General features: G+C 58.8%; 24 protein-coding genes. 14 read left to right on the forward strand and 10 right to left on the reverse strand.

Annotated elements, in window-relative coordinates:
• The first annotated feature begins 167 nt into the window (after positions 1–167).
• Together quiC and BLQ41_RS08915 are read left to right on the forward strand one after the other, a co-directional pair.
• Positions 168–2,069, forward strand: coding sequence for a 3-dehydroshikimate dehydratase QuiC (gene quiC, locus BLQ41_RS08910; RefSeq protein ID WP_090179620.1), 1,902 nt, complete (start codon positions 168–170; stop codon positions 2,067–2,069).
• 102 nt (positions 2,070–2,171) lie between these two features.
• Positions 2,172–2,849 (forward strand): TetR/AcrR family transcriptional regulator, encoded by a 678-nt coding sequence (locus BLQ41_RS08915; RefSeq protein WP_090179623.1) that lies wholly within the window; start codon positions 2,172–2,174, stop codon positions 2,847–2,849.
• 91 nt (positions 2,850–2,940) lie between these two features.
• Here the strand turns inward: BLQ41_RS08915 and BLQ41_RS08920 are convergent, their stop codons facing one another.
• From BLQ41_RS08920 to BLQ41_RS08930, 3 genes are all read right to left on the reverse strand, one after another.
• Positions 2,941–3,795 (reverse strand): shikimate dehydrogenase, encoded by an 855-nt coding sequence (locus tag BLQ41_RS08920; RefSeq protein ID WP_090179626.1) that lies wholly within the window; start codon positions 3,793–3,795, stop codon positions 2,941–2,943.
• 5 nt (positions 3,796–3,800) lie between these two features.
• Entirely contained in the window at positions 3,801–4,241 is a 441-nt protein-coding gene (aroQ, locus tag BLQ41_RS08925; protein ID WP_090179629.1) for a type II 3-dehydroquinate dehydratase, read from the reverse strand.
• Positions 4,242–4,380: 139 nt separating this feature from the next.
• Entirely contained in the window at positions 4,381–5,292 is a 912-nt protein-coding gene (locus tag BLQ41_RS08930) for a LysR family transcriptional regulator (protein WP_090179632.1), read from the reverse strand.
• Between the two features lie 116 nt (positions 5,293–5,408).
• On the opposite strand from BLQ41_RS08930, the gene BLQ41_RS08935 reads away from it, so the two are divergent.
• Positions 5,409–5,615 (forward strand): tautomerase family protein, encoded by a 207-nt coding sequence (locus BLQ41_RS08935; RefSeq protein ID WP_090179636.1) that lies wholly within the window; start codon positions 5,409–5,411, stop codon positions 5,613–5,615.
• Between the two features lie 58 nt (positions 5,616–5,673).
• Here BLQ41_RS08935 and trmA read toward each other — a convergent pair whose 3' ends face one another.
• The gene (trmA, locus tag BLQ41_RS08940) at positions 5,674–6,753 is read right to left on the reverse strand and encodes a tRNA (uridine(54)-C5)-methyltransferase TrmA (RefSeq protein ID WP_090179638.1); all 1,080 of its coding nucleotides are present in this window, start codon (positions 6,751–6,753) and stop codon (positions 5,674–5,676) included.
• A complete protein-coding gene (locus BLQ41_RS08945; protein ID WP_090179640.1) occupies positions 6,750–8,045 on the reverse strand; it encodes an NCS2 family permease in 1,296 nt (431 codons plus the stop codon). Before BLQ41_RS08945 ends, trmA begins: the two co-directional genes overlap by 4 nt.
• A 281-nt stretch (positions 8,046–8,326) precedes the next feature.
• Here BLQ41_RS08945 and BLQ41_RS08950 point away from each other — a divergent pair, with 281 nt between their 5' ends.
• The 5 genes from BLQ41_RS08950 (at position 8,327) to BLQ41_RS08970 (ending at position 13,229) form a co-directional block, all read left to right on the forward strand.
• Entirely contained in the window at positions 8,327–8,710 is a 384-nt protein-coding gene (locus BLQ41_RS08950; protein ID WP_231997113.1) for a DUF4879 domain-containing protein, read from the forward strand.
• Between the two features lie 67 nt (positions 8,711–8,777).
• Positions 8,778–9,329 carry a DJ-1 family glyoxalase III gene (locus tag BLQ41_RS08955; RefSeq protein ID WP_090179645.1) on the forward strand — a complete coding sequence of 184 codons (552 nt, stop codon included), beginning with the start codon at positions 8,778–8,780 and terminating at the stop codon, positions 9,327–9,329.
• A 185-nt stretch (positions 9,330–9,514) separates the two neighbouring features.
• The gene (locus tag BLQ41_RS08960) at positions 9,515–10,045 is read left to right on the forward strand and encodes a (2Fe-2S)-binding protein (RefSeq protein WP_090179648.1); all 531 of its coding nucleotides are present in this window, start codon (positions 9,515–9,517) and stop codon (positions 10,043–10,045) included.
• Positions 10,042–11,031, forward strand: coding sequence for an FAD binding domain-containing protein (locus tag BLQ41_RS08965; protein WP_090179650.1), 990 nt, complete (start codon positions 10,042–10,044; stop codon positions 11,029–11,031). The genes BLQ41_RS08960 and BLQ41_RS08965 overlap by 4 nt, the downstream gene beginning before the upstream one ends.
• Complete coding sequence (locus BLQ41_RS08970) at positions 11,028–13,229, forward strand: xanthine dehydrogenase family protein molybdopterin-binding subunit (RefSeq protein WP_090179653.1); 2,202 nt, start codon at positions 11,028–11,030, stop codon at positions 13,227–13,229. The genes BLQ41_RS08965 and BLQ41_RS08970 overlap by 4 nt, the downstream gene beginning before the upstream one ends.
• Here the strand turns inward: BLQ41_RS08970 and BLQ41_RS08975 are convergent.
• Positions 13,226–14,464, reverse strand: coding sequence for an MFS transporter (locus BLQ41_RS08975; RefSeq protein ID WP_090179656.1), 1,239 nt, complete (start codon positions 14,462–14,464; stop codon positions 13,226–13,228). The two genes, BLQ41_RS08970 and BLQ41_RS08975, sit on opposite strands and share 4 nt — an antisense overlap.
• A 496-nt stretch (positions 14,465–14,960) precedes the next feature.
• On the opposite strand from BLQ41_RS08975, the gene BLQ41_RS08980 reads away from it, so the two are divergent.
• From BLQ41_RS08980 to BLQ41_RS08990, 3 genes are read left to right on the forward strand one after another with little or no spacing between them, the layout of a single operon-like run.
• Entirely contained in the window at positions 14,961–16,400 is a 1,440-nt protein-coding gene (locus BLQ41_RS08980) for a cytochrome ubiquinol oxidase subunit I (protein ID WP_090179660.1), read from the forward strand.
• A gap of 3 nt (positions 16,401–16,403) precedes the next feature.
• Complete coding sequence (gene cydB / locus BLQ41_RS08985; RefSeq protein ID WP_090179663.1) at positions 16,404–17,411, forward strand: cytochrome d ubiquinol oxidase subunit II; 1,008 nt, start codon at positions 16,404–16,406, stop codon at positions 17,409–17,411.
• Positions 17,412–17,468: 57 nt separating this feature from the next.
• Positions 17,469–17,636: a DUF2474 domain-containing protein gene (locus tag BLQ41_RS08990; RefSeq protein ID WP_090188429.1), complete on the forward strand. Its 168-nt coding sequence runs from the start codon at positions 17,469–17,471 to the stop codon at positions 17,634–17,636.
• A gap of 78 nt (positions 17,637–17,714) precedes the next feature.
• Here the strand turns inward: BLQ41_RS08990 and BLQ41_RS08995 are convergent, their stop codons facing one another.
• A complete protein-coding gene (locus tag BLQ41_RS08995) occupies positions 17,715–18,839 on the reverse strand; it encodes a methyltransferase (protein WP_090179666.1) in 1,125 nt (374 codons plus the stop codon).
• Between the two features lie 190 nt (positions 18,840–19,029).
• The gene (locus BLQ41_RS09000; protein WP_090179668.1) at positions 19,030–19,740 is read right to left on the reverse strand and encodes a LuxR family transcriptional regulator; all 711 of its coding nucleotides are present in this window, start codon (positions 19,738–19,740) and stop codon (positions 19,030–19,032) included.
• A 351-nt stretch (positions 19,741–20,091) separates the two neighbouring features.
• On the opposite strand from BLQ41_RS09000, the gene BLQ41_RS09005 reads away from it, so the two are divergent.
• A complete protein-coding gene (locus BLQ41_RS09005; RefSeq protein ID WP_090179671.1) occupies positions 20,092–20,868 on the forward strand; it encodes a ferredoxin--NADP reductase in 777 nt (258 codons plus the stop codon).
• Between the two features lie 45 nt (positions 20,869–20,913).
• Here BLQ41_RS09005 and mscL read toward each other — a convergent pair whose 3' ends face one another.
• Complete coding sequence (gene mscL / locus BLQ41_RS09010; protein WP_090179674.1) at positions 20,914–21,327, reverse strand: large-conductance mechanosensitive channel protein MscL; 414 nt, start codon at positions 21,325–21,327, stop codon at positions 20,914–20,916.
• Between the two features lie 587 nt (positions 21,328–21,914).
• Here mscL and radA point away from each other — a divergent pair.
• Complete coding sequence (gene radA, locus BLQ41_RS09015) at positions 21,915–23,282, forward strand: DNA repair protein RadA (protein ID WP_010467488.1); 1,368 nt, start codon at positions 21,915–21,917, stop codon at positions 23,280–23,282.
• 69 nt (positions 23,283–23,351) lie between these two features.
• Here the strand turns inward: radA and BLQ41_RS09020 are convergent, their stop codons facing one another.
• A complete protein-coding gene (locus tag BLQ41_RS09020; protein ID WP_090179675.1) occupies positions 23,352–23,720 on the reverse strand; it encodes a PilZ domain-containing protein in 369 nt (122 codons plus the stop codon).
• Between the two features lie 158 nt (positions 23,721–23,878).
• Here BLQ41_RS09020 and BLQ41_RS09025 point away from each other — a divergent pair, with 158 nt between their 5' ends.
• Complete coding sequence (locus BLQ41_RS09025) at positions 23,879–25,945, forward strand: carbon starvation CstA family protein (RefSeq protein ID WP_090179678.1); 2,067 nt, start codon at positions 23,879–23,881, stop codon at positions 25,943–25,945.
• Position 25,946: the final 1 nt, after the last annotated feature.

The raw sequence follows: 25,946 nt of genomic DNA on the forward strand, positions 1-25,946 counted from the left end.
AAAAACGCGATCCCCGTAGGAGCTGTCGAGTGAAACGAGGCTGCGATCTTTTGATCTTGAAAAATCAGAATCAAAAGATCGCAGCCTCGTTTCACTCGACAGCTCCTACATAAAAGCGAAAGCGTGCGATGTCGATAACAAGATAGCCTCCACCGGGAGTCGAAAACATGCAGCGTTCCATTGCCACCGTGTCCTTGAGCGGTACCCTGCCGGAAAAGCTCGAAGCCATTGCCGCCGCCGGTTTTGACGGGGTGGAGATTTTCGAGAACGACCTTCTCTACTACGACGGCAGCCCGCGGGAAATTAAACAGATGTGCGCCGATCTCGGGATCGCGATCACGCTGTTTCAACCGTTCCGCGACTTCGAAGGCTGCCGCCGCGACCGTTTGCAGCGCAACCTGGAACGGGCCGAGCGCAAGTTCGACTTGATGCAGGAGCTGGGCACCGACCTGGTGCTGGTGTGCAGTAACGCGTCCGCCGACTCCGTCGGTGATGAGCAAATCCTCATTGATGACTTGCGCTTGCTGGCGGAACGCGCGGGCGCCCGGGGCCTGCGAATCGGCTACGAAGCGCTGGCCTGGGGCCGGCATGTGAACACCTGGCAACAGGTGTGGAACATCGTGCGCCAGGCGGATCACCCAAGCCTTGGCGTGTTGCTGGACAGCTTTCACACGCTGTCGCTCAAGGGTGATCCGAGTGCGATCGCCGAGATTCCCGGGGACAAGATTTTCTTTGTGCAAATGGCCGACGCGCCGATCCTGGCCATGGACGTGCTGGAGTGGAGCCGGCATTTCCGCTGCTTCCCGGGCCAGGGTGAATTCGATTTGCCGGGGTTCCTCGCGCCGATCATCAAGAGTGGTTACACCGGGCCGCTGTCGCTGGAAATCTTCAACGATGGCTTCCGCGCCGCACCGCCTCGGGCCAACGCGGCCGACGGTTTGCGTTCGTTGCTGTACCTCGAAGAGAAAACCCGCCAGCGTCTGGCGCAGGAAGCCATGCCTGCGACCAACCAGGACATTCTGTTCGAGACACCCAAGGCCAGCGAATACCACGGCATCGAGTTTCTTGAGTTTGCGGTAGACGAAAGCCTTGGCGCAAAGCTGTCCCATTGGCTGGAGCGACTGGGTTTCGTCAAGGCCGGGCAACATCGTTCCAAGAACGTGAGCCTGCTGCGCCAGGGCGATATCAACCTGATCCTCAACTCCGAGCCTTATTCCTTCGCCCACAGTTTTTTCGAGGCTCACGGCCCGTCGCTGTGCGCCACGGCCGTGCGGGTCAAGGACAGCGCGAGTGCGCTGGCCCGGGCCGTGGCCTATAAAGGTCAGCCCTATCGCGGACTGGTCGGGCCAAACGAACTGGAACTGGCGGCGGTGCGCGCGCCGGATGGCAGCCTGATTTATCTGGTGGATCAGGAGGCCGATGTCTACGGCACTGACTTCAATCTGCAACCGGCTGCCGTGGCCAGTGGCGGCCTCAAGCGGATCGACCACATGGCGATGGCGTTGCCGGCCGACAGCCTCGACAGTTGGGTGCTGTTCTACAAAAGCCTGCTGGATTTTGAAGCCGACGACGAAGTGGTGCTGCCCGATCCGTATGGCCTGGTAAAGAGTCGTGCCCTGCGCAGCCGTGACAGTTCTATCCGATTGCCGTTGAACATTTCCGAGAACCGCAACACTGCGATCTCACACGCATTGTCGAGTTATCGCGGTTCGGGTGTGCATCACATTGCGTTTGATTGCGATGACATCTTTGCCGAAGTCAGCCGTGCGAAAGAAGCGGGAGTGCCGCTGCTGGATATTCCGCTCAATTACTACGATGACCTGGCGGCGCGATTCGATTTCGACGATGAGTTTCTCAGTGAACTGGCCTACTTCAACGTGCTGTATGACCGCGATGCCCAGGGCGGCGAGCTGTTCCATGTCTACACCGAACCGTTCGAGGGGCGTTTTTTCTTCGAGATCATCCAGCGCAAGAACGGCTATGCTGGTTACGGTGCGGCCAACGTCGCGGTCCGACTGGCGGCGATGGCCAAGTCGCGAAGTGGGGCTGTACGCCAGGCAAAGTTGTAGGAAAATCGTAAACACGGAGACAAACCGCTGCCGCGCAGCTTCCTTCACTGTGCGGCGCGGCCCATAATCGCCCACCTGTGCAGTGATGGCCGTGAGCCCGCAATGACGATAATTTCAGAACTATCCGCAGCGTCCGACGTACCCGTTGCCGAGCCGCGCAAGAGTCGCAAGAACAACCCTGAAAAAACCCGCGAGAACATCCTTCAAGAGGCGATTGTCGAGTTCGTCCAGCAAGGGCTTTCCGGGGCTCGCGTCGATGCGATCGCCGAGCGAATCCACACCTCCAAACGCATGATCTATTACTACTTCGGCAGTAAGGAACAGCTCTACGTCGAGGTGCTGGAGAAACTCTACGGCGATATCCGCAGCACTGAAAACCGTCTGCACCTGGCCGAGCTTGAGCCTGTCGAGGCGATTCGGCGGCTGGTGGAGTTCACCTTCGATCACCATGATCGCAACGTCGACTTCGTGCGTATCGTCAGCATCGAAAATATCCACAACGCTGAATACATAAAGCGTTCCGATGCGATCAAGGCGATGAACAACACCATCCTTGATTCACTGGGCGAGATTTTGCGTCGCGGGGCCGAGGAAGGTGTGTTCCGTTCCGGGCTGGAGCCGCTGGATGTGCATTTGCTGATCAGCTCGTTCTGCTTCTATCGCGTGTCGAACCGCCATACCTTCGGCGAGATCTTCCAGGTCGACTTGCCTGACGAGAGCATCAAACAGCGTCATCGAGAGATGATTTGCGAGTCGGTTCTGCGGTATTTGCAAGCCTGACGCCTAAAAGATCGCAGCCTCGTTTCACTCGACAGCTCCTACACAGCCTGTAGGCGCTGTCGAGTGAAACGAGGCTGCGATCTTTCGCTTTTCAACCCGTCATGCTTTGAAAGTGCGCCAGCATTCGCTGCGCATCTGGCACCACGCCGCTGAACAACTCAAACGCTTTCACCGCCTGAAACACCGCCATGTTGCCGCCATCCAGCGTTCGGCAACCCAAGGCGCGGGCGTTGCGCAGCAGTTCGGTTTCCAGTGGGAAGTAAACGATTTCCGCCACCCACAACGCAGATCGGAGTAACTCCACCGGCACCGGCGTGCCCGGCAGTTTTTTCATGCCCATGGGCGTGGTGTTCACTAAGCCGTCTGCCTGGGCTAGTGTGCTCGGTAGATCATGACCGGCCACCGCACGGCCTGCACCGAAATGCTGATTGAGATTGTCCGCCAATGCCTGCGCGCGACTGATCTCCACATCGAAAATGCTCAGAAGCTGTACGCCTTCGCTCAATAGCGCGTGGGCCACGGCTGCGCCTGCGCCACCGGCACCCATTTGCACCACGCGCTCACGGGCAACGTCCTTCAAGCCACGGCGAAAACCTTCGGCGAAGCCCAGGCAATCGGTGTTGTGGCCGATGCGTTTGCCGTCTTTGAGCACCACCGTATTGACCGCGCCGATGCCACGGGCTTCTGGCGACAGCTCGTCGAGCAGCGGAATGATCGCCTGCTTGCACGGGAAGGTGATATTCAGGCCGGTGAAGTTCATGCGTTCGGCGGCCATCAACAAGTCGGGCAGGGCGCTGCTGTCGAGCTTCAGATAGTCCAGGTCGATCAGGCGATACACGTAGCGCATGCCTTGCGCGTCGCCTTCATGCTCGTGCAGCGCAGGGGTGCGCGAGGCCTGGATGCCGGCGCCGATCAGGCCGGCCAATACCACGGTGTTCTGTGTCATGGCGCTCACCCTTTCAAGCGTTGGCTGAGATAATCCAGCGCCAGGCGATAGCCGTGGCTGCCGAAACCGGCCATCACTGCAGTGGCAATGGCTGAGACGAAGGAGTGGTGCCGGAAGGGTTCGCGGGCGTGAACGTTGGACAGGTGGACTTCGATCACCGGCAGTTCACTGGCGATGAGTGCATCGCGGATCGCGACCGAGGTATGAGTCCAGGCCGCCGGGTTGATCACGATCCCGGCGCAGCGCCCGCGAGCGGCGTGAATCCAGTCAAGCAATTCGCCTTCATGGTTGGTCTGGCGAAATTCCACCGCCAAACCGAACTCTTCGGCGGAACGGGCGCACAAGGCGGAGATATCGGCCAGGGTTTCATGGCCGTAGGTTGCCGGCTCGCGAGTGCCAAGCAGGTTCAGATTCGGGCCGTTGAGCACCAGAACGAGAGGGGACATCGGGGTCTCTCCACTTATTATTTTTGGAATCGGCTGGGGTCTCAGCCTGTGGAGATAAATTGTACTAGATGGTTAATTTGGTCAATTGAACAGACGTTTCCTACGGCGTTTGTGTGCGGTGATCGGACGGTTTCGATGTTTACCTGGGTAGATGCTCCACCAGGAAATCGATAAAGGCCCGCAATTTCAGAGGCACATGGCGGCTTTGCGGGTAAAGCAGAGTGAACGGCCGGGAACGCCCACCGTAAGGCTTGAGCACTTCCACCAGCGAGCCATTGGCCAGTTCGTTCTCGACGATAAAGCGATAGGTCTGAAACAGGCCGGCCCCGTGTTTGGCCAGGGTCACACCACCGAGTACGTCATCGGAACAGCTGAGGCTGCCCTCGGCGAGAATCTCCCGCTGGACGCCGTTATCCGTGAACAGCCAGGCAATGCGCCGGCCGCTGCTAGGCAATTCGTACTGAATGCATTCGTGTTGCGCCAAGTCGTCCAGGGTTTGCGGGACGCCGGCGCGCTTCAGGTAATCGGGGCTGGCAATCATCACCAGCGCGGCGTCTTCGAGAGGCCGGGCAATCAGGCCGGAATCCGGAATCGCGCGCACACGAATCGCCATGTCATAGCCTTCACCGACGAAATCGATATTGCGATTACTGATGTGCGACTCGACTTTCACGTCTGGAAAACGCGCTCGAAACGCCGGCAATAACGGCAAGATCCGATGGTGCGCATACGTCGTGGGAATGCTGATGCGCAGCGTGCCGGCCGGTTGCTGTTGCTGGCCCATGACTTCGCGCTGAGCCTCGACCAGTTGCGCCAGTGCCTGACGGCATTCCTCGTAATAACGACGACCGCTGTCGGTCAACTTGACGCTGCGGGTGGTGCGCGCAAACAAGCGCACACCAAGGCGTTCTTCCATGCGCGACACCGAGCGGCTCACCGCCGCAGGCGTCACGCCAGCCACCAGTGCGGCGGCAGTAAAGCTGCCAGCCTCGGCGGCCAGGCAAAACAGTTCGATGCTGCCCAGCTGAAGATCGTCGAAGAGTCGCTGCATGATTAATTACACCAGGGATCGAATAAGGGACTGGATTTCGCCACTGTAGATGAAATCGACCCAGCGGTGCTTTACTTGATCGGCGTCTTCTTCGATTACCAGACAGGAGCAGCATCATGCCTTTCGTCAGCGTGCGTATTACCCGTGATGGGGTCACCCCAGAGCAAAAAGCCCAAGTCATTGCCGAAATCACCGACACCTTGCAACGAGTCCTCGGCAAGGACCCAAAACTGACCCATATCGTGATTGAAGAAGTCGACACCGATAACTGGGGGTATGCCGGTATGACCACCACCGAGTATCGAAAAAATCAGCCGGGGTGATTTCTGTGAACATAAAAAAGCCGTCATCGAGACGGCTTTTTCAGTCTGGCAGCAGTCATCAACGACGCGTCAACAACACCCCTGATTCCATGTGATGTGTCCATGGGAACTGGTCGAACATCGCGCACTGAGTGATGCGATGGGTGTCGTGCAACTGGGCGATGTTGGCCGCCAGTGTTTCCGGGTTGCAGGAGATGTAGAGGATGTTGTCGAAACGCCGGGTCAGCTCGCAGGTGTCCGGGTCCATGCCGGCGCGGGGCGGGTCGACGAAGACACTGCCGAACTCATAGCTCTTGAGATCGATGCCCTGCAGGCGACGGAACGGGCGAACTTCGTTCAGTGCTTCGGTCAGTTCTTCGGCAGACAAGCGCACCAGCGTGACGTTATCCACAGCGTTTTCGCTGAGGTTACTCAGCGCTGCGTTAACCGAAGTCTTGCTGATTTCGGTGGCCAACACTTTACGTACGCGGGTCGCGAGCGGCAGGGTGAAGTTGCCGTTGCCGCAATACAGCTCCAGCAGATCATCGGGACGATCACCGAGGGCCTCGTAAGCCCAGTTGAGCATCTTTTGGTTCACGGTGCCGTTGGGTTGGGTAAACGCGCCTTCCGGTTGACGGTAGCTGAAGGTGCGACCGCCGACTTCCAGTTGCTCGACCACATAGTCGTGGCCGATCACTTCGCGCTTGCCCTTGGAGCGGCCGATCACACTGACGTTCAGCTCGGCGGCCAGTTTCGACGCTGCCGCGTGCCAATGTTCATCCAGCGGACGGTGATAGCACAACGTGATCATTGCATCGCCGGCCAGGGTGGTCAGGAACTCCACCTGAAACAGCTTGTGGCTCAGCGCCGCACTGGCTTTCCACGCAGCCTTGAGCTGCGGCATCAACTGATTGATGCGCAGGCTGGCAATCGGGAACTCTTCGATCAGGATCGGCGTGCGTTTGTCTTCCTGGGAAAACATCGCGTAGTGACGCTCGCCGCCTTCGCGCCACAGACGGAATTCGGCACGCAGGCGGAAGTTCTGCAGCGGTGAGTCGAACACGGTCGGCTCGGGGGCATCGAACGGGGCCAGAAGGTCACGCAAGCGCGTGACCTTTTCTTCGAGCTGAACGGCGTAGGCCTGGGAATCAAAAGTCATGCGTTGAACCAACCCAACTTGATCACGAACAGAATCGACAGAATCACCAGCGCCGGGTTCAGCTCACGGCCGCGACCGGACAGCAGTTTGATTGCAGTCCAGGAGATGAAACCGAAGGCGATGCCGTTGGCGATGGAATAAGTGAATGGCATGGCCAGGGCGGTGACCACGACCGGTGCGGCAACGGTGATGTCGTCCCAGTCTATTTCGGCCAGCCCGGATGTCATCAATACCGCGACGAACAGCAATGCGGGCGCGGTAGCAAACGGCGGAACGCTGGAGGCCAGTGGCGAGAAGAACAGCGCCAGCAGGAACAGGATCGCCACGACCACGGCCGTAAGGCCGGTGCGGCCACCGGCACTCACACCGGCGGCGGATTCGATGTAGCTGGTGGTGGTCGAGGTGCCCAGCAAGGAACCGGCCATGGCGGCGGTGCTGTCGGCGATCAGGGCGCGGCCCATTTTCGGCATGTGACCGTCCTTGCCCATCAGGCCGGCGCGCTTGGCGACGCCGATCAGAGTGCCGGAGTTGTCGAACAGATCGACGAACAGGAAGGCAAAAATCACGCTGACCAGACCGATGTCCAGTGCGCCTTTGATGTCCAGTTGCAGGAAGGTCGGAGCCAGCGAAGGAGGCATCGACATTACGCCGCCGAACGGGGTAAAGCCCAAGGCGATGGAGGCGATGGTCACCACCAAGATGCCGATCAGCACCGCGCCGCGCACGGCGAGCGCTTCGAGTGCAACGATCAGGGCAAAGCCGAGGGTGGCGAGGATCGGTGCCGGTTGCTTCAAGTCACCGAGGCCGACCATGGTGGCCGGATTGCTGACCACGATACCGGCGTTGTGCAGGGCGATCAGCGCCAGGAACAGGCCGATACCGGCGGCAATCGCCGAGCGCAGAGGCAGGGGGATGCTGTTGATGATCCATTCACGGATGCGGAAGATCGACAGCAGGAAGAAGCACACGGCGGAGATGAACACCGCCCCCAGCGCCACTTGCCAGGTGTGTCCCATGTGCAGGACCACGGTGTAGGTAAAGAATGCGTTCAAGCCCATGCCCGGCGCGAGTGCGATCGGGTAGTTGGCGATCAGGCCCATCACCGTGGAGCCGATAGCCGCCGCCAGACAAGTCGCGACAAACACCGCACCCTTGTCCATGCCGGTCTCGCCGAGGATGCTCGGGTTGACGAACAGAATGTAGGCCATGGCCAGGAAGGTCGTGATGCCCGCAAGAATCTCGGTGCGCACGTTGGTGTTGTGTGCCTTGAGTTGAAACAGCCTTTCCAGCATGTCTGCTCCCCGTGGCGCGCAGTGCGCCGTGAATGTATCGACCTCAACAGCAAAGCACAGACCGCTGATCGCGCCTGGTAATTTTCTGTGGGTCGGAAAAAGCCGCGCATCATACCAGCAGCGTGGGGTAATGGCTGCGATCGTCGGCGATGTTTTGCGGTTGGCTGAACTGAGCCATACTGCGCGCCTGTTTTGGGGGAGTGGTTATGGTGGGCATCAAGCGCAATATCGTTCGGGCGTCGGGGCTGTTTTTCGCATTGCTGGCCAGTGTGCCCGCCGTCATGGCAGCGTCTGCACCACCGTTGAGCAATGTCCAGGTGCTCAAGGTCCAGTCGGCGGCGTGCGGGATTGAAAACATATCGGCGGGTCAGGAGCGGACGACGTGCGATCACGGCGGCCCGAATATCAAGGTCTACGTGATGGAGATGGGCTACGGCCGAACTCCGACCGTGCAGCTCGACGGTTTCAACCTCGACGGGGTGCAGACCAAGGTCTGTGCCTACGATAACGGCAACCTGACCGAATGCACCGGCGCCTCAAGGAAGATTGTCGGTACGCTGTACATCTTTGACCTGGGCGGCAAACAGGAAGGGACCTTCAGCTTCAGTAACCGCTCGATCAACGCGCCGGGCAATACTGTTTCGACGCAGCTTTACATCAAGTAACGCCTGCGCTCGAACAAGGGTCAGGAAAGCTGACTACGCTTTAAAGATCATCCAGTGGACTGTGCCCATGACCTTTAGAGCTCTGATTACCCTCGCCGAGGGCATCGATGATTTGCAAACCGTGACCCTGATCGATGTGCTGCGCCGCGCCAAGGTTGAAGTCGTGGTCGCAAGTATCGAGGGGCGGCGCATGCTCACCTGCGCCCGCGGCACTCGCTTGACCGCCGATGCGATGCTGGTGGATTTGCTGGCCCAGCCGTTTGACCTGATTGCTCTGCCTGGTGGTGAGGTGGGCTCGCAACACCTCGCCGCGCATCAACCCCTGCAACAATTGATCAAGGACCAGGCCGCTGCCGGACGCCTGTTCGCGGGCATCGCCGAATCTCCGGCACTGGCGCTGCAAGCCTTTGGCGTTTTGCGTCAGCGGCGCATGACCTGCCTTCCATCAGCCAGCCACCAACTGTCGGGCTGCACCTTTGTTGACCAACCGGTGGTGGTCGACGGCAACTGCATTACCGCGCAGGGATCGGGTGGGGTACTGGAGTTTGCGTTGACGCTGGTCGAACAACTCTGCGGTAAAGCCACGCGAACGGCAGTGGCGGGGGAGTTGATGGTCTAACGATTCATTTTCTTTTAAGGTGCTCGATCCTTCCAGCAGCTGCCGAACGCATGTTTCGCCAGCTGCTACACAGTCGTTTACACGCCCATCAATTCCCTTGAACGCTCATCCCACCCCGAAGTCGTACCCCTTAAGACGGCGGTTAACCAAAACGCCGCGAACGTACGACCAATCGTGAGGTGTTTATGAGCGCGACCACTCCCGAGGCGGCGCAGCCGACCTTTGCACGTCATCCGTTACGCCTGACCCTGAACGGTCAGGATCGTCAGCTTGAGGTCTTGCCCTGGACCACGTTGCTGGATTTGCTACGCGAGCAACTGGACCTGATCGGCACCAAAAAAGGCTGCGATCACGGGCAGTGCGGTGCCTGCACGGTGCTGCTCAACGGCAAACGAGTGAACGCCTGCCTGACGCTGGCGGTGATGTGCGACGGCGGTGAGTTGACCACCATCGAAGGGTTGGCAACCGGTGACGAACTGCATCCGATGCAGCAAGCCTTCATCAAGCACGACGCCTTTCAATGCGGCTATTGCACGCCAGGGCAGATCTGCTCGGCGGTGGGTTTGGTCAACGAAGGTCGGGCAGACACTCCGGACGAGATCCGCGAGTTGATGAGCGGCAATCTGTGCCGCTGCGGCGCGTACAGCAACATCCGCGATGCTATCGAAGAGGCGCTTCCAGCCTGTCGCCAGCCTGGGCAAGGAGGTGGCCGATGAATCCTTTCCAGTACAGCAAGCCCGATTCGGTGCAAAACGCTGTTCATCTCGCCGGGCCGGCATCGCGTTTCATCGCCGGGGGGACGAACCTGCTGGATTTGATGAAAGAAAATGTCACACGCCCCGAGCACCTGATCGACATCACCGGCCTGCCTTTGCGTGATGTCACCGAAACGGCAGACGGTGGATTGTTGATCGGCGCCCTGGTCAGCAATGCCGATCTGGCGTGGCACCCGTTGATCGAGCAGCGCTACCCATTGTTATCGCAAGCCATTCTGGCCGGTGCATCACCGCAGTTGCACAACATGGCCAGCACCGGCGGCAATCTGCTGCAACGCACGCGCTGCTATTACTTCTACGACGCCAACGTGCCGTGCAACAAACGCGAACCCGGCAGCGGTTGCCCGGCGCGGGAGGGGCTGAATCGCATTCACGCGATCCTCGGCGCCAGCGCCCAGTGTGTGGCCACCCATCCGTCCGACATGTGCGTCGCCTTGGCCGCGCTGGAAGCTGTGGTCCACGTGCAAGGTCGCGGTGGTGCGCGGACCATCGAGTTCGCTGATTTTCACCGGCTGCCGGGGGAGACTCCCGAACGCGACAACCAATTGGCCGACGATGAACTGATCACTGCCATTGAATTGCCGGCCGCCGGTTTCGCCAGCCACAGCCATTACCTGAAGGTCCGGGATCGTGCTTCGTATGCCTTTGCGCTGGTCTCGGTGGCGGCGGCGCTCGACATGAACGGGCCAGTCATTCACCAGGCGCGGCTGGTGCTCGGTGGCGTGGCGCACAAGCCCTGGCGCGACCAGGGCGTTGAAGAGTGGCTGGTGGGCAAAGCGCCCAGCCGTGAAACCTTCAGCGCTGCCGCCGATGCGCTCTTGCAGGACGCGAAACCACTCGAACACAACGCCTTTAAAGTCAAACTGGCGCACCGGGCCATTGTCCGCGCCCTTGGCGACGCAGCGCAGGGAGGGCAAACCCGATGAATACGATTACCAAACCTATGGGGCAACCGCTGGACCGGGTCGATGGTCTGCTCAAAGTCACTGGCCAGGCGCGCTATGCCGCAGAGTTTCCCGAGGAAGGCTTGCTGCACGGCAGCGTTGTTTCAAGCAACATTGCCAGCGGACGCGTGGTCAACATTGATGCATCCAGAGCGCTAGCGCTGCCCGGCGTAATAGCGGTGATTGATCATACAAACCGGCCGAAAATCGCCAGTTACGATGATGACTACGAAGACGCCGACTCGGCCGACGGTTCGCCGTTTCGTCCGTTATACAACGAGCGTGTGCTGTACAGCGGTCAACCGCTGGCGCTGGTGGTCGCCGACAACCTTGAACTGGCGCGCCATGCCGGTTCGTTGATCAAGATTGAATACGCCACCGACAGTCATCAGACCGATCTGTTAAGTCTGCAACACGAAGCGCATCCGGCGCCGGCCGAACTGCCCAAGCCCCGTGGGAATTTTCAGGCCGAATTCGCCGGCGCGGCCATGAGCCTTGACCTGAACTACAGCACGCCGATCGAACACCACAATCCCATGGAACCGCACGCCAGCACGGTGCTGTATCAAGCCGACGGCAGCTTGCACATCCATGACAAGACCCAGGGGCCGCAGAACTGTCAGTCCTATGTGCAAAAAGTCTTCGGACTGGAGAAAGAACAGGTCAGAATTTTCGCGGCCTTTGTCGGCGGTGCATTCGGGGCCGGTTTGCGTCCGCAATATCAGCTGCCGCTGGCAGTGATGGCGGCGTTGCACCTCAAGCGTTCGGTGCGAGTCACCCTCACACGTCAGCAGATGTTCACCTTCGGCTATCGCCCCCGCACCTTGCAGCGCCTGCAATTGGGCGCGGCGGCCAATGGTCGCTTGCTCGCAGTCGCGCACACGGCCATCGGCCAGACTTCGCGCTTTGAGGATTTCACCGAACACGTCGTGGAATGGAGCGGCATGCTCTACCACTGCGACAACGTGCAACTGACCTATAAGCTGGTGCCGCTGGACGTGTTCACGCCGTTGGACATGCGCGCACCGGGCGCGGCGCTGGGATTGATCGGCCTGGAGTGCGCGATGGATGAACTGGCCTGCGCGCTGGCGATTGATCCGGTGCAACTGCGCCTGAGCAACTTTTCCGAGCGCAATCAGAACGAAGACAAACCCTATTCCAGCAAGGAACTGCGTGAATGCTACGCCCAGGGCGCCCAACGTTTTGGTTGGGAGAAACGCAACCCCGAACCTCGCAGCATGCGCCGTGACCGGCAATTGGTCGGTTGGGGCATGGCTGGCGGTGTCTGGGAAGCGATGCAGCAGAAAGCCAGCGCCAAGGCTTGCCTTGATCAACATGGCAAACTGACGGTCAGCAGCGCGACGACAGACATCGGTACCGGAACCTACACGGTGATGACGCAAATCGCCGCGCAGTCGGCAGGCGTTGCGCTCAAGGACGTCACGTTTGTCCTTGGCGACTCTTCCTTGCCCACCGCGCCGTTGCAGGGCGGATCGTTCACCGTCTCGTCGGTCGGCACTGCGGTGCAACAAGCCTGTGAAGCCCTGCACGAAAAATTGCTCGCCGTGGCGCGGCAAACGTCTCTTGCATTCAGTGGCGTGACCTCAGAGCAAGCGGTGTTCGAAGACGGGCAGCTGTCTTACGGTGAGGCACGTATAAAGCTGTCCGATCTGGTCCGGGACAGCGGTGAAGACACCCTCGAGGTTCAGGTCGACGCCGCGCCGGACAAGAAACGCGACGCCTACGCCACCGCCACCCACTCAGCGGTGTTCGTCGAAGTCCTGGTAGATGAGGATTTGGGCTCAGTAAAGGTGAGCCGGGTGGTCAGCGCTATCGCCGCCGGCCAGGTGATTAACCCGAAAATGGCCCGCAGCCAGATTCTCGGAGGCGTGGTCTGGGGCATCGGCATGGCGTTGCACGAGGAAACGCAAACCGATCATGCGCTGGGGCGTCACATGAACCACAGCCTGGCCGAATACCACATTCCGGTAAACGCCGACATCGGCGACATTGATGTGCTGTTCGTCGAAGAACATGACGAGATCGTCAATGCTCTGGGTTCCAAAGGCGTGGGTGAAATCGGCATCGTCGGGGTCGCGGCGGCGGTGGCCAATGCCATCTACCACGCCACGGGCAAGCGGGTGCGGGATTTCCCCATCACCCTCGACAAGCTGCTCTAGACCTTGGCTTCTTCGACCGGCACATGCATGCGGTCGCGGTTGGCCAGGGTCGGGAACAGTTTGATCCACGCCCCGGTGACCACCAGTGTGCCGATGCCGCCCATGACCACTGCCGGCACCGTGCCGAACCAGTGGGCGGTGAGGCCGGATTCGAATTCGCCCAACTGGTTCGAAGCGCCGATGAACAGACCGTTCACGGCGCTGACCCGTCCGCGCATCTCATCCGGTGTTTCCAGTTGCACGAACGAGGCACGGATCACCATGCTGATCATGTCCGCCGCGCCCAGTACCACTAGCACAGCGAGGGAAAACCAGAACGAGGTGGAGAGGCCGAAGGCAATGGTCGCGACACCGAACACACCGACGGCAGTGAACATCACTCGCCCGACGTTGCGCTCCACGGCAAATCGCGCCAGATACAGCGACATCAGCAATGCACCGACGGCCGGCGCCGAGCGCAGCAGTCCCAGGCCCCACGGCCCGGTCAACAGAATGTCTTTGGCAAACACCGGCAGCAGCGCCGTCGCGCCACCGAGCAATACCGCAAACAGATCCAGGGAAATCGCCCCGAGAATGTCCGGGCGACTGCGAATGAAGCGGATACCCGCCAGCAGCGAATCCAGGGTCGCCTTGCCCTTGTTCAGCGGCGTTTGCCGGGCGGGCAGGTTGAGCATCAGCAGACAGGCAATGATGTACAGGATCACCGTCGGGCCATAGACCCAGACGCTGCCGAACGCATAGAGCAAACCGCCCAGGGCCGGAGCGACGATGGTGGCTGATTGTTGGGCCGACTGTGCGGCAGCAACGGCGCGAGGGAACAGCGCGCTCGGCACAATGCTCGGCAGCAAGGCCTGGGTGGTCGGCATCTCGAAGGAGCGCGCGGCACCGAGCAGGAACGCGAGGATGAAGATCATTTCCCGGGTGACATGGTCGGTCGCGCTGCCGATGGCCAGCGACAGGGCGATCAACGCTTGCAGGGACTGACAGATTGCCGCGACCTTGCGCCGGTCATAACGGTCTGCGACATGCCCGGTGTGCAGCATGAACAGCACCCGAGGGGCGAATTCCACCAACCCTACCAGACCCAGGTCCAACACGTTGCCGGTCAGTTGATACAGGTTCCAGCCGATGGCCACGGTGAGCATCTGAAAGCCGCTGGCGGTAAACACCCGAGCCAGCCAGAACGCAATGAAGGGGCGATGGTGACGTAACAGCAGGGGCGCTTGGCTGGGCATCTGAAGGCAGGTCTTGGGCGAGGGAAGGCTCGAGATTATCACCAAGCTGTAACCAGAAGTTGCAGGTTTAGAAAATTTAGTTAGCTAAACACCGATCTCAAAAAACACCGAAATTGCCTGTGGAAGCTTGTCGGATCGCCGAACCGTCGCGATGGTGTCGTATCAGTCGAAACCCCCGGTGCCTGACGCACCGCTTAGCGAGCAGGCGCGCTCTCACAGGGAATGTGTTGCGACTGATTACCAGCTCCGTGAGGCAACCTGTCACGCGGCAAAAGACCACACCGTCCATCGTCAAAAATGGGACTACTCTTTTAACCATTGCTTGATCCAGATCAAGACCTTTCATGGAATTGATCCGGCGGCCACGTGGCCAGACTCCCTACGTTGTGAAGTTTGTAAAAAAAGAACGAATTCAAATTCGCCACACTCCATATCCGTGGGGGCAGTGGGTGCAGGCCGCAAGCCTTCAGCCGGTATTACTGACAGAGGAAGACTTATGTTCGGTTTGGAGGCGCTTGATCTCGCCCGGATGCAGTTTGCGTTCACCATCTCATTCCACATCCTGTTCCCGGCCATCACCATCGGCCTGGCGAGTTACCTGGCGGTGCTCGAAGGGTTGTGGCTGAAAACGCATAACGACACCTACCGCGATCTGTACCATTTCTGGTCGAAAATCTTTGCCGTCAACTTCGGCATGGGGGTGGTGTCCGGTTTGGTCATGGCCTATCAGTTCGGCACCAACTGGAGCCGCTTCTCGGACTTCGCCGGTTCCGTGACCGGGCCGCTGTTGACCTATGAAGTGCTGACCGCGTTCTTCCTGGAAGCCGGATTCCTCGGCGTCATGCTGTTCGGCTGGAACAAGGTCGGGCGCAATCTGCACTTCTTCTCCACGGTCATGGTCGCCATCGGCACGCTCATTTCGACCTTCTGGATTCTCGCCTCCAACAGCTGGATGCAGACGCCGCAGGGTTACGAGATCGTCAATGGCCAAGTCATTCCGGTGGACTGGCTGGCGGTGATCTTCAACCCATCGTTCCCGTACCGCTTGATGCACATGGCGACGGCCGCGTTCGTGGCGACGGCATTCTTCGTCGGATCCTCCGCGGCCTGGCACTTGCTGCGCGGCAAGGACAACCCGGCCATCCGCACCATGCTCTCGATGGCCATGTGGATGGCGTTGATCGTGGCGCCGATTCAGGCGGTCATCGGTGACTTCCACGGGTTGAATACCCTTGAGCATCAACCGGCAAAAATCGCCGCGATCGAAGGTCACTGGGAAAACGTGGGTGATGAGCCGACCCCGCTGATCCTGTTCGGGTGGCCAGACATGAAAGCCGAAAAGACCAAATTCGCGGTGGAGATCCCTTACCTCGGCAGCCTGATCCTGACCCACTCCCTGGACAAGCAGGTGCCGGCGCTCAAAGATTTTCCGCCTGAAGACCGGCCTAATTCGACCATTGTTTTCTGGTCGTTCCGAGTCATGGTCGGCCTGGGTTTCCTGATGATCTTCACCGGTTTGTGGAGCCTGTGGCTGCGCAAACGCGACAAGCTGTATACCTCGCGGCCGTTCCTGTACCTGGCGTTGTGGATGGGACCGTCCGGCCTGATCGCGATCCTGGCGGGCTGGTTTACCACTGAAATCGGCCGTCAACCGTGGGTGGTCTACGGGCTGATGCGCACGGCGGATGCTTCCTCCAACCACAGTTTCATGCAGATGAGCATCACGTTGATCATGTTCGTGGTGGTGTATTTCGCGCTGTTCGGTGCCGGTCTGGGCTACATGATGCGCCTGGTGCGCAAAGGGCCGAAAATCGACGAAGGCAAGGAAACCAACGAAGGTGGCCCTGGCCAGAAACGCACGCCGGCTCGTCCGCTGTCCGCCGCTGATGACAATGGCGATGAAAACCACAGCCCCAGCCTGACCAAGGAGATTTGAGTCATGGGTATTGATCTTCCGCTGATCTGGGCCGTGATCATCATCTTCGGCATCATGATGTACGTGGTCATGGACGGTTTCGACCTGGGAATCGGGATTCTTTTCCCGTTCATCCCCGGCAAGACCGACCGTGACGTGATGATGAACACCGTCGCCCCTGTCTGGGACGGCAACGAAACCTGGCTGGTACTGGGCGGCGCGGCGTTGTTCGGCGCTTTCCCTCTTGCCTATTCGGTGGTGCTCTCGGCCTTGTACCTGCCGCTGATTTTCATGCTGATGGGGCTGATTTTTCGCGGCGTGGCGTTCGAGTTCCGCTTCAAGGCTAAGGACGCCAAGCGACACCTGTGGGACAAGGCGTTCATCGGTGGTTCGATTGCCGCGACGTTCTTTCAGGGGGTGGCATTGGGCGCGTTCATTGATGGATTGCCGGTGGTTAATCGCCAATTTGCCGGTGGTTCACTCGACTGGCTGACGCCGTTCACCCTGTTCTGCGGTGTGGCGTTGGTGGTGGCGTATGCGCTGCTCGGTTGCACCTGGCTGATCATGAAAACCGAAGGCAAGTTGCAGCAACAGATGCATGATCTGGCGCGGCCGTTGGCGTTCGTGGTGTTGGCGGTGATTGGCATCGTCAGCATCTGGACCCCGTTGGCCCACGCCGAGATTGCGGCTCGCTGGTTCACCTTGCCGAACTTGTTCTGGTTCCTGCCAGTGCCGATCCTGGTGCTGGTGACCATGTACGGTCTGTTTCGCGCTGTGGCCCGAAACGCGCATTACACGCCATTCCTGCTGACGCTGGTGCTGATCTTCCTCGGTTACAGTGGCCTGGGCATCAGCCTGTGGCCGAACATCGTACCGCCGTCGATTTCGATCTGGGACGCCGCCGCACCGCCGCAAAGTCAGGGTTTCATGCTGGTCGGCACGTTGTTCATCATCCCGTTCATCCTGGGTTATACCTTTTGGAGCTACTACGTGTTCCGCGGCAAGGTCACCCACGAAGATGGTTATCACTAGAGCACACGACAATGGCGCAGGGTCAATGACTGCGCCGTTTCAGAGGAGGTTACGATGATGGCTGGCAAACATTCCCTGCAGGAAATCAAAGCGGCGGAGAGCAAACCGCTGTGGCGCCGGCTCGGCTGGCTGGCACTGATCTGGGCTGGTAGTGTCGGAGCTCTGTTTATCGTAGCGAGTCTGATGCGCATGTTCATGAACGCGGCCGGTCTGACCACGCACTGAATTCGCAAGATCGCATCCCGTTGCCTTGCGGCACGGATTTATCAACCCTCCAGAGCGGAGGGTTTTTTTTGCCTGCGATTATTTGCGAGCTTTGAGAATCACGAACTTGGGCGTGGCCGCCACTTGTTCAACGCCTCGGAACAATCGCGCCAGCTTGCTGTGATAACCCAGATGGCGATTGCCGACGATGTACAGCGCACCGCCTACCACCAGAGCTTCACGTGCCTGCTGGAACATCCGCCAGGCGAGAAAATCGCCGACGACCTGTTGTTGGTGGAACGGCGGGTTGCACAGCACCACGTCCAGTGATTGCGGTTCTTGCCCGGCCAGGCCATCGCCGGCACGCACGATCACATCTCGATCACCCAGCGCCGCGCGCCAGTTTTCGGTTGCCGACTGCACGGCCATGAACGACTCGTCCACCAAAGTGTAATGGGCTTCAGGGTTTTGCAGCGCGCTGGCGATTGCCAACACGCCGTTACCGCAACCGAGGTCTGCAACTCGCGCTGTGCCGAGGCTCTTTGGCAAGTGTGGGAGAAATGCCCGTGTGCCAATGTCGAGCCCTTCGCGGCAGAACACGTTGGCGTGGTTCAGCAGTTCAATTGCCGGAATGTCGAGTTGATAGCGTGAAGGGTAAGGGGAGGCGGCCAGTGGCTTGGCTTCAGGCGTTGCGATCAGCAGTCGGGCTTTCTTCACCGCCAGCGACGCTTGCACCGGACCGATGTAACGTTCCAGCAAATCGCCTGCAGCGCGGGGCAAGTGCTTGACCATCGCTGCCGCAATCACCTGAGCGCCTGGCGCCAGGTGGCCTTGCAGGCGAATCAGTTGTTCTTCCAGCAGTGCCAGGGTTTTTGGTACTCGGATCAAGACACGGTCAAACGGGCCGGTGAACAGCTCATTCGCCGGAACAACCGGCACCGCGTCAAATGCCTGGCCGTTGCGGATCAGGTTCTTTTCCAGTCCCTGAAAGGCCAGAAACGAATCACCGCTGCTAGTCACCTGAACCTTGCCCGCCAAGCTGGCGGCTATCGCGCCGAAGCTGTCGTTCAGCACCAGAACCCTGGTCTGAACTGCTGGTTGCTGCTCGGCCAAATGATTGAGCAGGTATTCGTCCGCCGCATCGAAAGCTTGCAGCGGTTCGTTCTGCTGTTCTGGCTGGCGGATCAGATCGAGTTGGGCGAAGGGTGTATCGAGCAGGGGCATGAGGCAGGGGGCTCTGGGTAGTCAACGGGTGTGGTATCCCGCTGCTTGAGGCGCCTAGCGGGCGGGGCCGTCCGAGTGCACTGCGTCGTGAAATTTCGCACGTCATCACTCTGGAGGAACCGCAAATGGTACGTTTTTTTCTTTCGCAATACCCGTAGGTTTTTCAGCATCGGTTATTTGCACGCACTGCTCAGATCATGCAAGCCCTGGCCGCCGCTATGACCGCTGCGATCTTGTTGTTGACCCCCAGCTTCTGGATTGCACTGTGCACATGGAAGTTGATGGTGCGCTCAGTGAGGTTGAGAATGAAGGCAGCTTCACCGGCCGTCTTGCCATCTGCCGACAGTCTCAGGACCTCAATTTCCCGTACCGACAGACGAGGCTTGCACGAATGAGGAACGGGCTCAGGCAGATTTTGAGCGACCAGCCCATGCAGGTGTTGGCTGATAAACAGCGCGTATCCAAGGTTTTCGTACAACTCATAAGGCGTGATGGGATGACTGCTTCCCGCCAGACTCAACATGCTGTGAAGACCCTTGTCATCGTGCAGCGAGTGCGACCAACCATGTTCCAGACCTTGTTTTTTTTGCGCTTGCCAGAGCTGCGGGCTTTTCGCGAAGGCTTCGGCCCTCCAGAGAATGGGGAAGGTGGATTGGCGGCAATGTGCCAGTATTGGGTCTACTTCGCTAAATTGGCTCTCTTCATATTTCGCATTCCAGCCTATTGGGTAGTTGTTGAGATTCACTGTGTTGAAGTGTGGACCTCGTGGGTGTGATGTAATTGAAAAAGCACAGAATTTAAAGCCAAGATTTTGAACCAGACCAAGTGACGTTGCGTATGCAGACTCGACATCCCTCGCGTTGGATATCTCTCTCAATTGTGACTCCTTCCACGTTTCCATTGCTGTAACTCCATAATACGTGAATCTTGGGGGTGCAGATTGGATCCGAAATCCAGCACGAGTCGAAGTGTAGGACCATTCCCACACATATGCTGCAATTTTTTTGCTCTTGAAAAAGTCAAAAACTCTATATCTGGTTCTTAACTGGGAACTAAAAAGTTGTAGTATTTGTACAATAATATTATTAAAAAAATGGTGCTGTATGATCTGGTTAAAAGGAGAGGGAAGATAGATTTTCAGAGCCATGTATGCAGGCGAAATAATGGCCTCTCTCTAAAGACACTACAAATAACCGGTGTTTACGTCGCTTGCTTTGCGGGACACTGGGGCATCTGTTGAAGGGAGCACCTCATGACCGCCAGTGCAGAAAAATTCACTCGCCAGACCCTGACCGACGTTCAGCCATTGACCCCCAACCTGTTCACCTTGCGGGCCACCAGGGATCCCGGGTTTCGATTTCGGGCGGGGCAATTCGCTCGGCTGGGCGTGTCCCGGGCCGACGGCAGCACGGTGTGGCGCGCCTATTCAATGGTTTCGTCACCCTATGACGAGTTTCTTGAATTCTTCTCTATTGTCGTACCGGGTGGGGAGTTCACCAGCGAGCTGAGTCGCCTTGAGGTCGGCGATACGCTGCTGGTGGACCGTCAGGCCTTCGGTTATCTGACACTGGACCGCTTCGTCGATGGCCGGGATCTCTGGTTACTGTCCACCGGCACGGGTGTGGCGCCGTTCCTGTCGATCCTGCAGGACTTCGAGGTGTGGGAGAAGTTTGAGCGAATCATACTTGTCTACAGCGTTCGTGAAGCCCGTGAATTGGCGTATCAGGACCTGATCGCGGGGTTGGCGCAGCGTGATTATCTGTCCGAGTACACCCACAAGTTGCAATTCATCGCCACCGTCACCCGCGAGCAGCACCCCGGTGCATTGAACGGGCGAATCACCACGTTGATAGAGAACGGCGAGCTGGAGCGAGTGGCCGGCGTAGCGCTGACGCCGGAACATTCGCGGGTGATGCTTTGCGGCAACCCCCAGATGATCGATGACACGCGCAAGTTGCTCAAGCAACGCGACATGCACTTGAGCCTCAGCCGTCGTCCAGGCCAGGTGGCGGTGGAAAATTTCTGGTAAAAAAAACGGCGCCCGCAAGGCGCCGTTTCTTGTTGTAAGCCGCTTTCAGGGTCTATCGTTCTGGGCCTTGAGCAGGTCGCGGATTTCGCTCAACAGCTCTTCCTCCTTGGTTGGAACCGGCGGCAGGGTTGGCGCGACGGCCTCCTCGCGCTTCAGACGGTTGATCGCTTTGACACCCATGAAGATCGCGAAAGCGACGATGACGAAGTCGATCATGCTCTGGATGAATTTGCCGTATGCCAGCACCACTGCCGGGATATTGCCGTTGGCAGCCTTGAGCGTAATGGCCAGGTCACTGAAGTCCACCCCGCCGATCAGCAAGCCAATGGGCGGCATCACCACATCGCCGACAAACGACGAAACGATCTTGCCGAACGCCGCGCCGATGATGATACCGACGGCCATGTCGACCACATTCCCTTTGACCGCGAAGGCCTTGAACTCACTTATCACGCCCATAGGTTATTTCCTTGTTACAGATGAGGTTGGTGAACGCAGTGTAAATCAGTGAGACGCGTTCTGCTTGAAACACCCGGTTTTGGTGCTTCCAGCGATTGACCCGGCCCATGGAAAAAAGTTTACGAGACGTCATCGTTGCTGTGAAAGCGGATGGCTCTGTGGACTCGTTTTTTTGCTATCGCTGGGTTATTAGTTTCTTTTGCTTTTAGCTTTACTGTCACTAACTGCTGATAAGAGGAGAGGGTCTATAGGGATGCGCTTAGGCGGTGAGCTATTGCGTGATTGAGAATAAATGCCAATTTTGAATCGAAGTTGCGATCCGTTATTTGAAAATCGATATTGAAAAATTAAATTTGACAGTGAAGTTGTACATTCGGGTTTGGATTATTAATGATGTGTACAGTTTTTAGGGCGATATATTGAGTGAGGTCTCATTTATTGTTAAGTGCAGTTGTACAGGTCTTCATCCTTTGCACTACGGCTAATGTGTTACGGCCTTGGGAAGTTACAGCACAGGGAATACTGGGTCACTTCGCTGCGCATTCATCCCAGCTGAGCTATCATCGCGTTTTTTTCCGGGAGTTCAGATGGCCAAGGCCAAGCGCATGTACGGCTGCACCGAGTGCGGCTCAACCTTCCCCAAGTGGGCCGGCCAGTGCGGCGAGTGCGGGGCCTGGAACACCCTGACGGAAACCATGGTGGAAAGCGGTGGCGCCGCAGCCCCGAGCGGTCGTACCGGCTGGACCGGTCAACAAGCACAGATCAAGACGCTGGCCGAAGTCAGCGTTGAAGAAATCCCGCGTTTTTCCACCGCGTCCAGTGAACTGGACCGGGTATTGGGCGGTGGTCTGGTCGATGGTTCGGTGGTGTTGATTGGTGGCGACCCCGGCATCGGCAAGTCGACCATCCTGCTGCAAACCTTGTGCAACCTCGCCAAAGTCATGCCCGCGCTGTACGTCACCGGCGAAGAATCCCAGCAGCAAGTGGCCATGCGCGCCCGTCGCCTGGGCTTGCCTCAGGATCAACTGCGGGTCATGACCGAAACCTGCATCGAAACCATCATTGCCACCGCCCGGGTCGAGAAGCCCAAGGTCATGGTGATCGACTCGATCCAGACGATCTTCACCGAGCAGTTACAGTCGGCTCCGGGCGGCGTGTCGCAGGTGCGGGAAAGTGCTGCATTGTTGGTGCGGTACGCCAAGCAGAGTGGCACGGCGATTTTCCTGGTTGGCCACGTGACTAAAGAAGGTGCACTGGCCGGGCCGCGGGTGCTGGAGCACATGGTCGATACGGTGTTGTATTTCGAAGGCGAGTCCGATGGACGTTTGCGTCTGCTGCGGGCGGTGAAAAACCGTTTCGGTGCCGTCAACGAATTGGGCGTATTCGGCATGACCGACAAAGGCCTGAAAGAAGTCTCCAATCCGTCTGCGATTTTCCTCACACGCGCTCAGGAAGAAGTGCCGGGCAGTGTGGTCATGGCGACGTGGGAAGGGACGCGGCCGATGTTGGTGGAAGTCCAGGCGTTGGTGGATGACAGCCACTTGGCGAACCCACGTCGGGTAACGCTGGGGCTGGATCAGAATCGCCTGGCGATGTTGCTGGCGGTGTTGCACCGTCATGGCGGCATTCCGACCCACGATCAGGACGTGTTTCTCAACGTGGTCGGCGGTGTGAAGGTGTTGGAAACCGCTTCCGATCTGGCATTGATGGCCGCGGTCATGTCCAGTTTGCGCAACCGGCCGCTGCCCCATGATCTGTTGGTGTTTGGCGAAGTCGGCTTGTCCGGGGAAGTCCGCCCGGTGCCGAGTGGTCAGGAACGCTTGAAAGAAGCGGCCAAGCACGGGTTCAAACGCGCCATCGTGCCCAAGGGCAATGCACCGAAAGAAGCGCCGCCAGGTCTGCAGATCATTGCCGTGACCCGTCTGGAACAGGCCCTCGACGCACTGTTCGAATAACCTGCCAGATTGAACACAAACCTCTGTGGGAGCGGGCAAGCCCGCTCCCACAGTCATTTGAGGTGAGTTCTAGACTTCGATCAGGGCGCCCAATTCGCGCTCCAGTTCCTCGGGGTCGCCCAGGTTGAATTCGATCAATCGCCGCAGGCGCTCGATGGACTCCAGGCTGATGTGCTTGCAGACGAAGCCGAGCTGGCCATGATCGTCGTGGGTCAACATCACATCCATCTTGATCTCGACGTCTTCGTTCAGATGAATATCGACCAGGAAATGCCAGTCTGGATTACCCAGCCACGGCTCGGGCTTCTCGATCAGCAATCCCTTGAGCGACAGGTCGATCAGCTTCACCGGCCAGGTGAATTCCCCTTGGCTCAACTCGGTTCGGGCATCGAACGCAATACGTTTGAAGCGGCGGCGATCGTTAGGGTGCTCGCTCATGGCGCAATCCTCTGGATGTGCGCTGACTATAGACCCGCATTGATAAAGCCCGCCAGCGCACGCATGCCGCTAGACCAATGTCGGGGTATGGCCTTTGCCGTCAGGAGAGCTAAACTCGGGGTGGCTGTCTTTCTTGTCCACTCTGGCTGGAATCTAAAATGAAAAATAATAATAGCCTGCTACGCCATTTACCCTGGCTTCTGCTGGCAATCGTGGGAGCGTGCGCCCTAGGTGTCGTGGCATTGCGCCGAGGCGAGGCGATCAACGCCTTGTGGATCGTGGTCGCTGCCGTGGCCATTTATCTGGTCGCATACCGCTATTACAGTCTGTTCATCGCTACCAATGTGATGCAACTCGACCCGCGACGGGCTACCCCCGCCGTGCTCAACAATGATGGTCTGGACTATGTGCCGACCAACAAACACATCCTTTTCGGTCACCACTTCGCTGCCATCGCTGGCGCGGGGCCGCTGGTCGGTCCGGTCTTGGCCGCACAGATGGGTTACTTGCCCGGCACGCTGTGGCTGATTGCCGGGGTGGTGCTGGCCGGTGCCGTTCAGGACTTCATGGTCCTGTTCATGTCCACCCGCCGCAATGGCCGCTCCCTGGGCGACATGGTCCGTGAAGAAATGGGCCGCATCCCCGGGACCATCGCGCTGTTTGGCTGCTTCCTGATCATGATCATCATCCTCGCGGTGCTGGCGCTGATCGTGGTCAAGGCCCTGGCCGAGAGCCCATGGGGCATTTTCACGGTGATGGCGACCATCCCGATTGCGATGTTCATGGGCATTTACATGCGCTACATCCGCCCGGGTCGCATCGGTGAAATCTCCGTGGTTGGCGTGCTGTTACTGCTGGGTTCGATCTGGCTGGGCGGGCAGATTGCCGCTGATCCGGTTTGGGCCAAAGCCTTCAGCTTCACGGGCATCCAGATCACCTGGATGCTGGTCGGTTACGGTTTTGTGGCCGCCTCGTTACCGGTCTGGCTGATTCTGGCCCCGCGCGACTATCTATCGACGTTCCTCAAAATCGGCACCATCGTGGCACTGGCGATTGGCATTCTGGTCACCATGCCCGAGCTGAAAATGCCGGCCTTGACCCAGTTCATCGACGGCACCGGGCCGGTGTGGAAGGGCGGTCTGTTCCCGTTCCTGTTCATCACCATTGCCTGTGGCGCGGTCTCGGGTTTCCATGCGCTGATTTCCTCGGGCACCACGCCGAAACTGCTGGATAACGAAGTAAACGCCCGGTACATCGGTTACGGCGCGATGCTGATGGAATCCTTCGTCGCCATCATGGCCATGGTCGCCGCGTCGGTGATCGAGCCAGGCGTGTATTTCGCCATGAACAGCCCGGCGGCGGTCGTCGGCGGTGACGTGGTGACTGTGGCGCAAACCGTCAGCAGCTGGGGTTTTGCGATTACCCCTGACGCGTTGCTAGCGGTGGCCAAGGACATCGGTGAAACCACCGTCCTGGCCCGTGCCGGCGGTGCGCCGACCCTGGCGGTCGGTATCGCGCAGATCCTGCACAGTGTCCTGCCGGGTGAAAACACCATGGCGTTCTGGTACCACTTCGCGATCCTGTTCGAAGCGCTGTTCATCCTGACCGCCGTGGACGCCGGTACGCGTGCCGGGCGGTTCATGCTGCAGGACTTGCTCGGCTCCTTCGTGCCGTCGATGAAACGCACCGAATCCTGGACCGCCAACCTGATCGCCACGGCCGGTTGTGTGGCGATGTGGGGTTGGTTGCTGTATCAGGGCGTGATCGATCCACTGGGCGGCATCAACACCTTGTGGCCGCTGTTCGGTATCTCCAACCAGATGCTGGCCGGTATCGCGCTGATGCTCGGCACCGTTGTGCTGATCAAAATGAAACGCCAGCGCTATGTGTGGGTGACCATGCTGCCTGCCGCGTGGCTGCTGATCTGCACCGTCACCGCCGGCTTCATCAAGCTGTTCGACGCCAACCCGGCGATCGGCTTCCTGTCACTGGCGAAAAAATACAGCGATGCCCTGGCCAATGGTCAGATCCTCGCCCCGGCCAAGGACATTACGCAGATGCAGCACGTGATCTTCAACGCCTACACCAACGCCACGCTGACGGCGCTGTTCCTGTTCGTGGTCTTCAGTATCCTGTTCTATGCGCTCAAGGTCGGTATTTCCGCCTGGGGCAGCAAAGAGCGTACGGACAAAGAAGCGCCATTCCAGGCTGTTCCAGACGCGTAAT

Origin of the sequence: Pseudomonas arsenicoxydans, assembly GCF_900103875.1 — a bacterium.
GTDB lineage: Bacteria > Pseudomonadota > Gammaproteobacteria > Pseudomonadales > Pseudomonadaceae > Aquipseudomonas > Aquipseudomonas arsenicoxydans.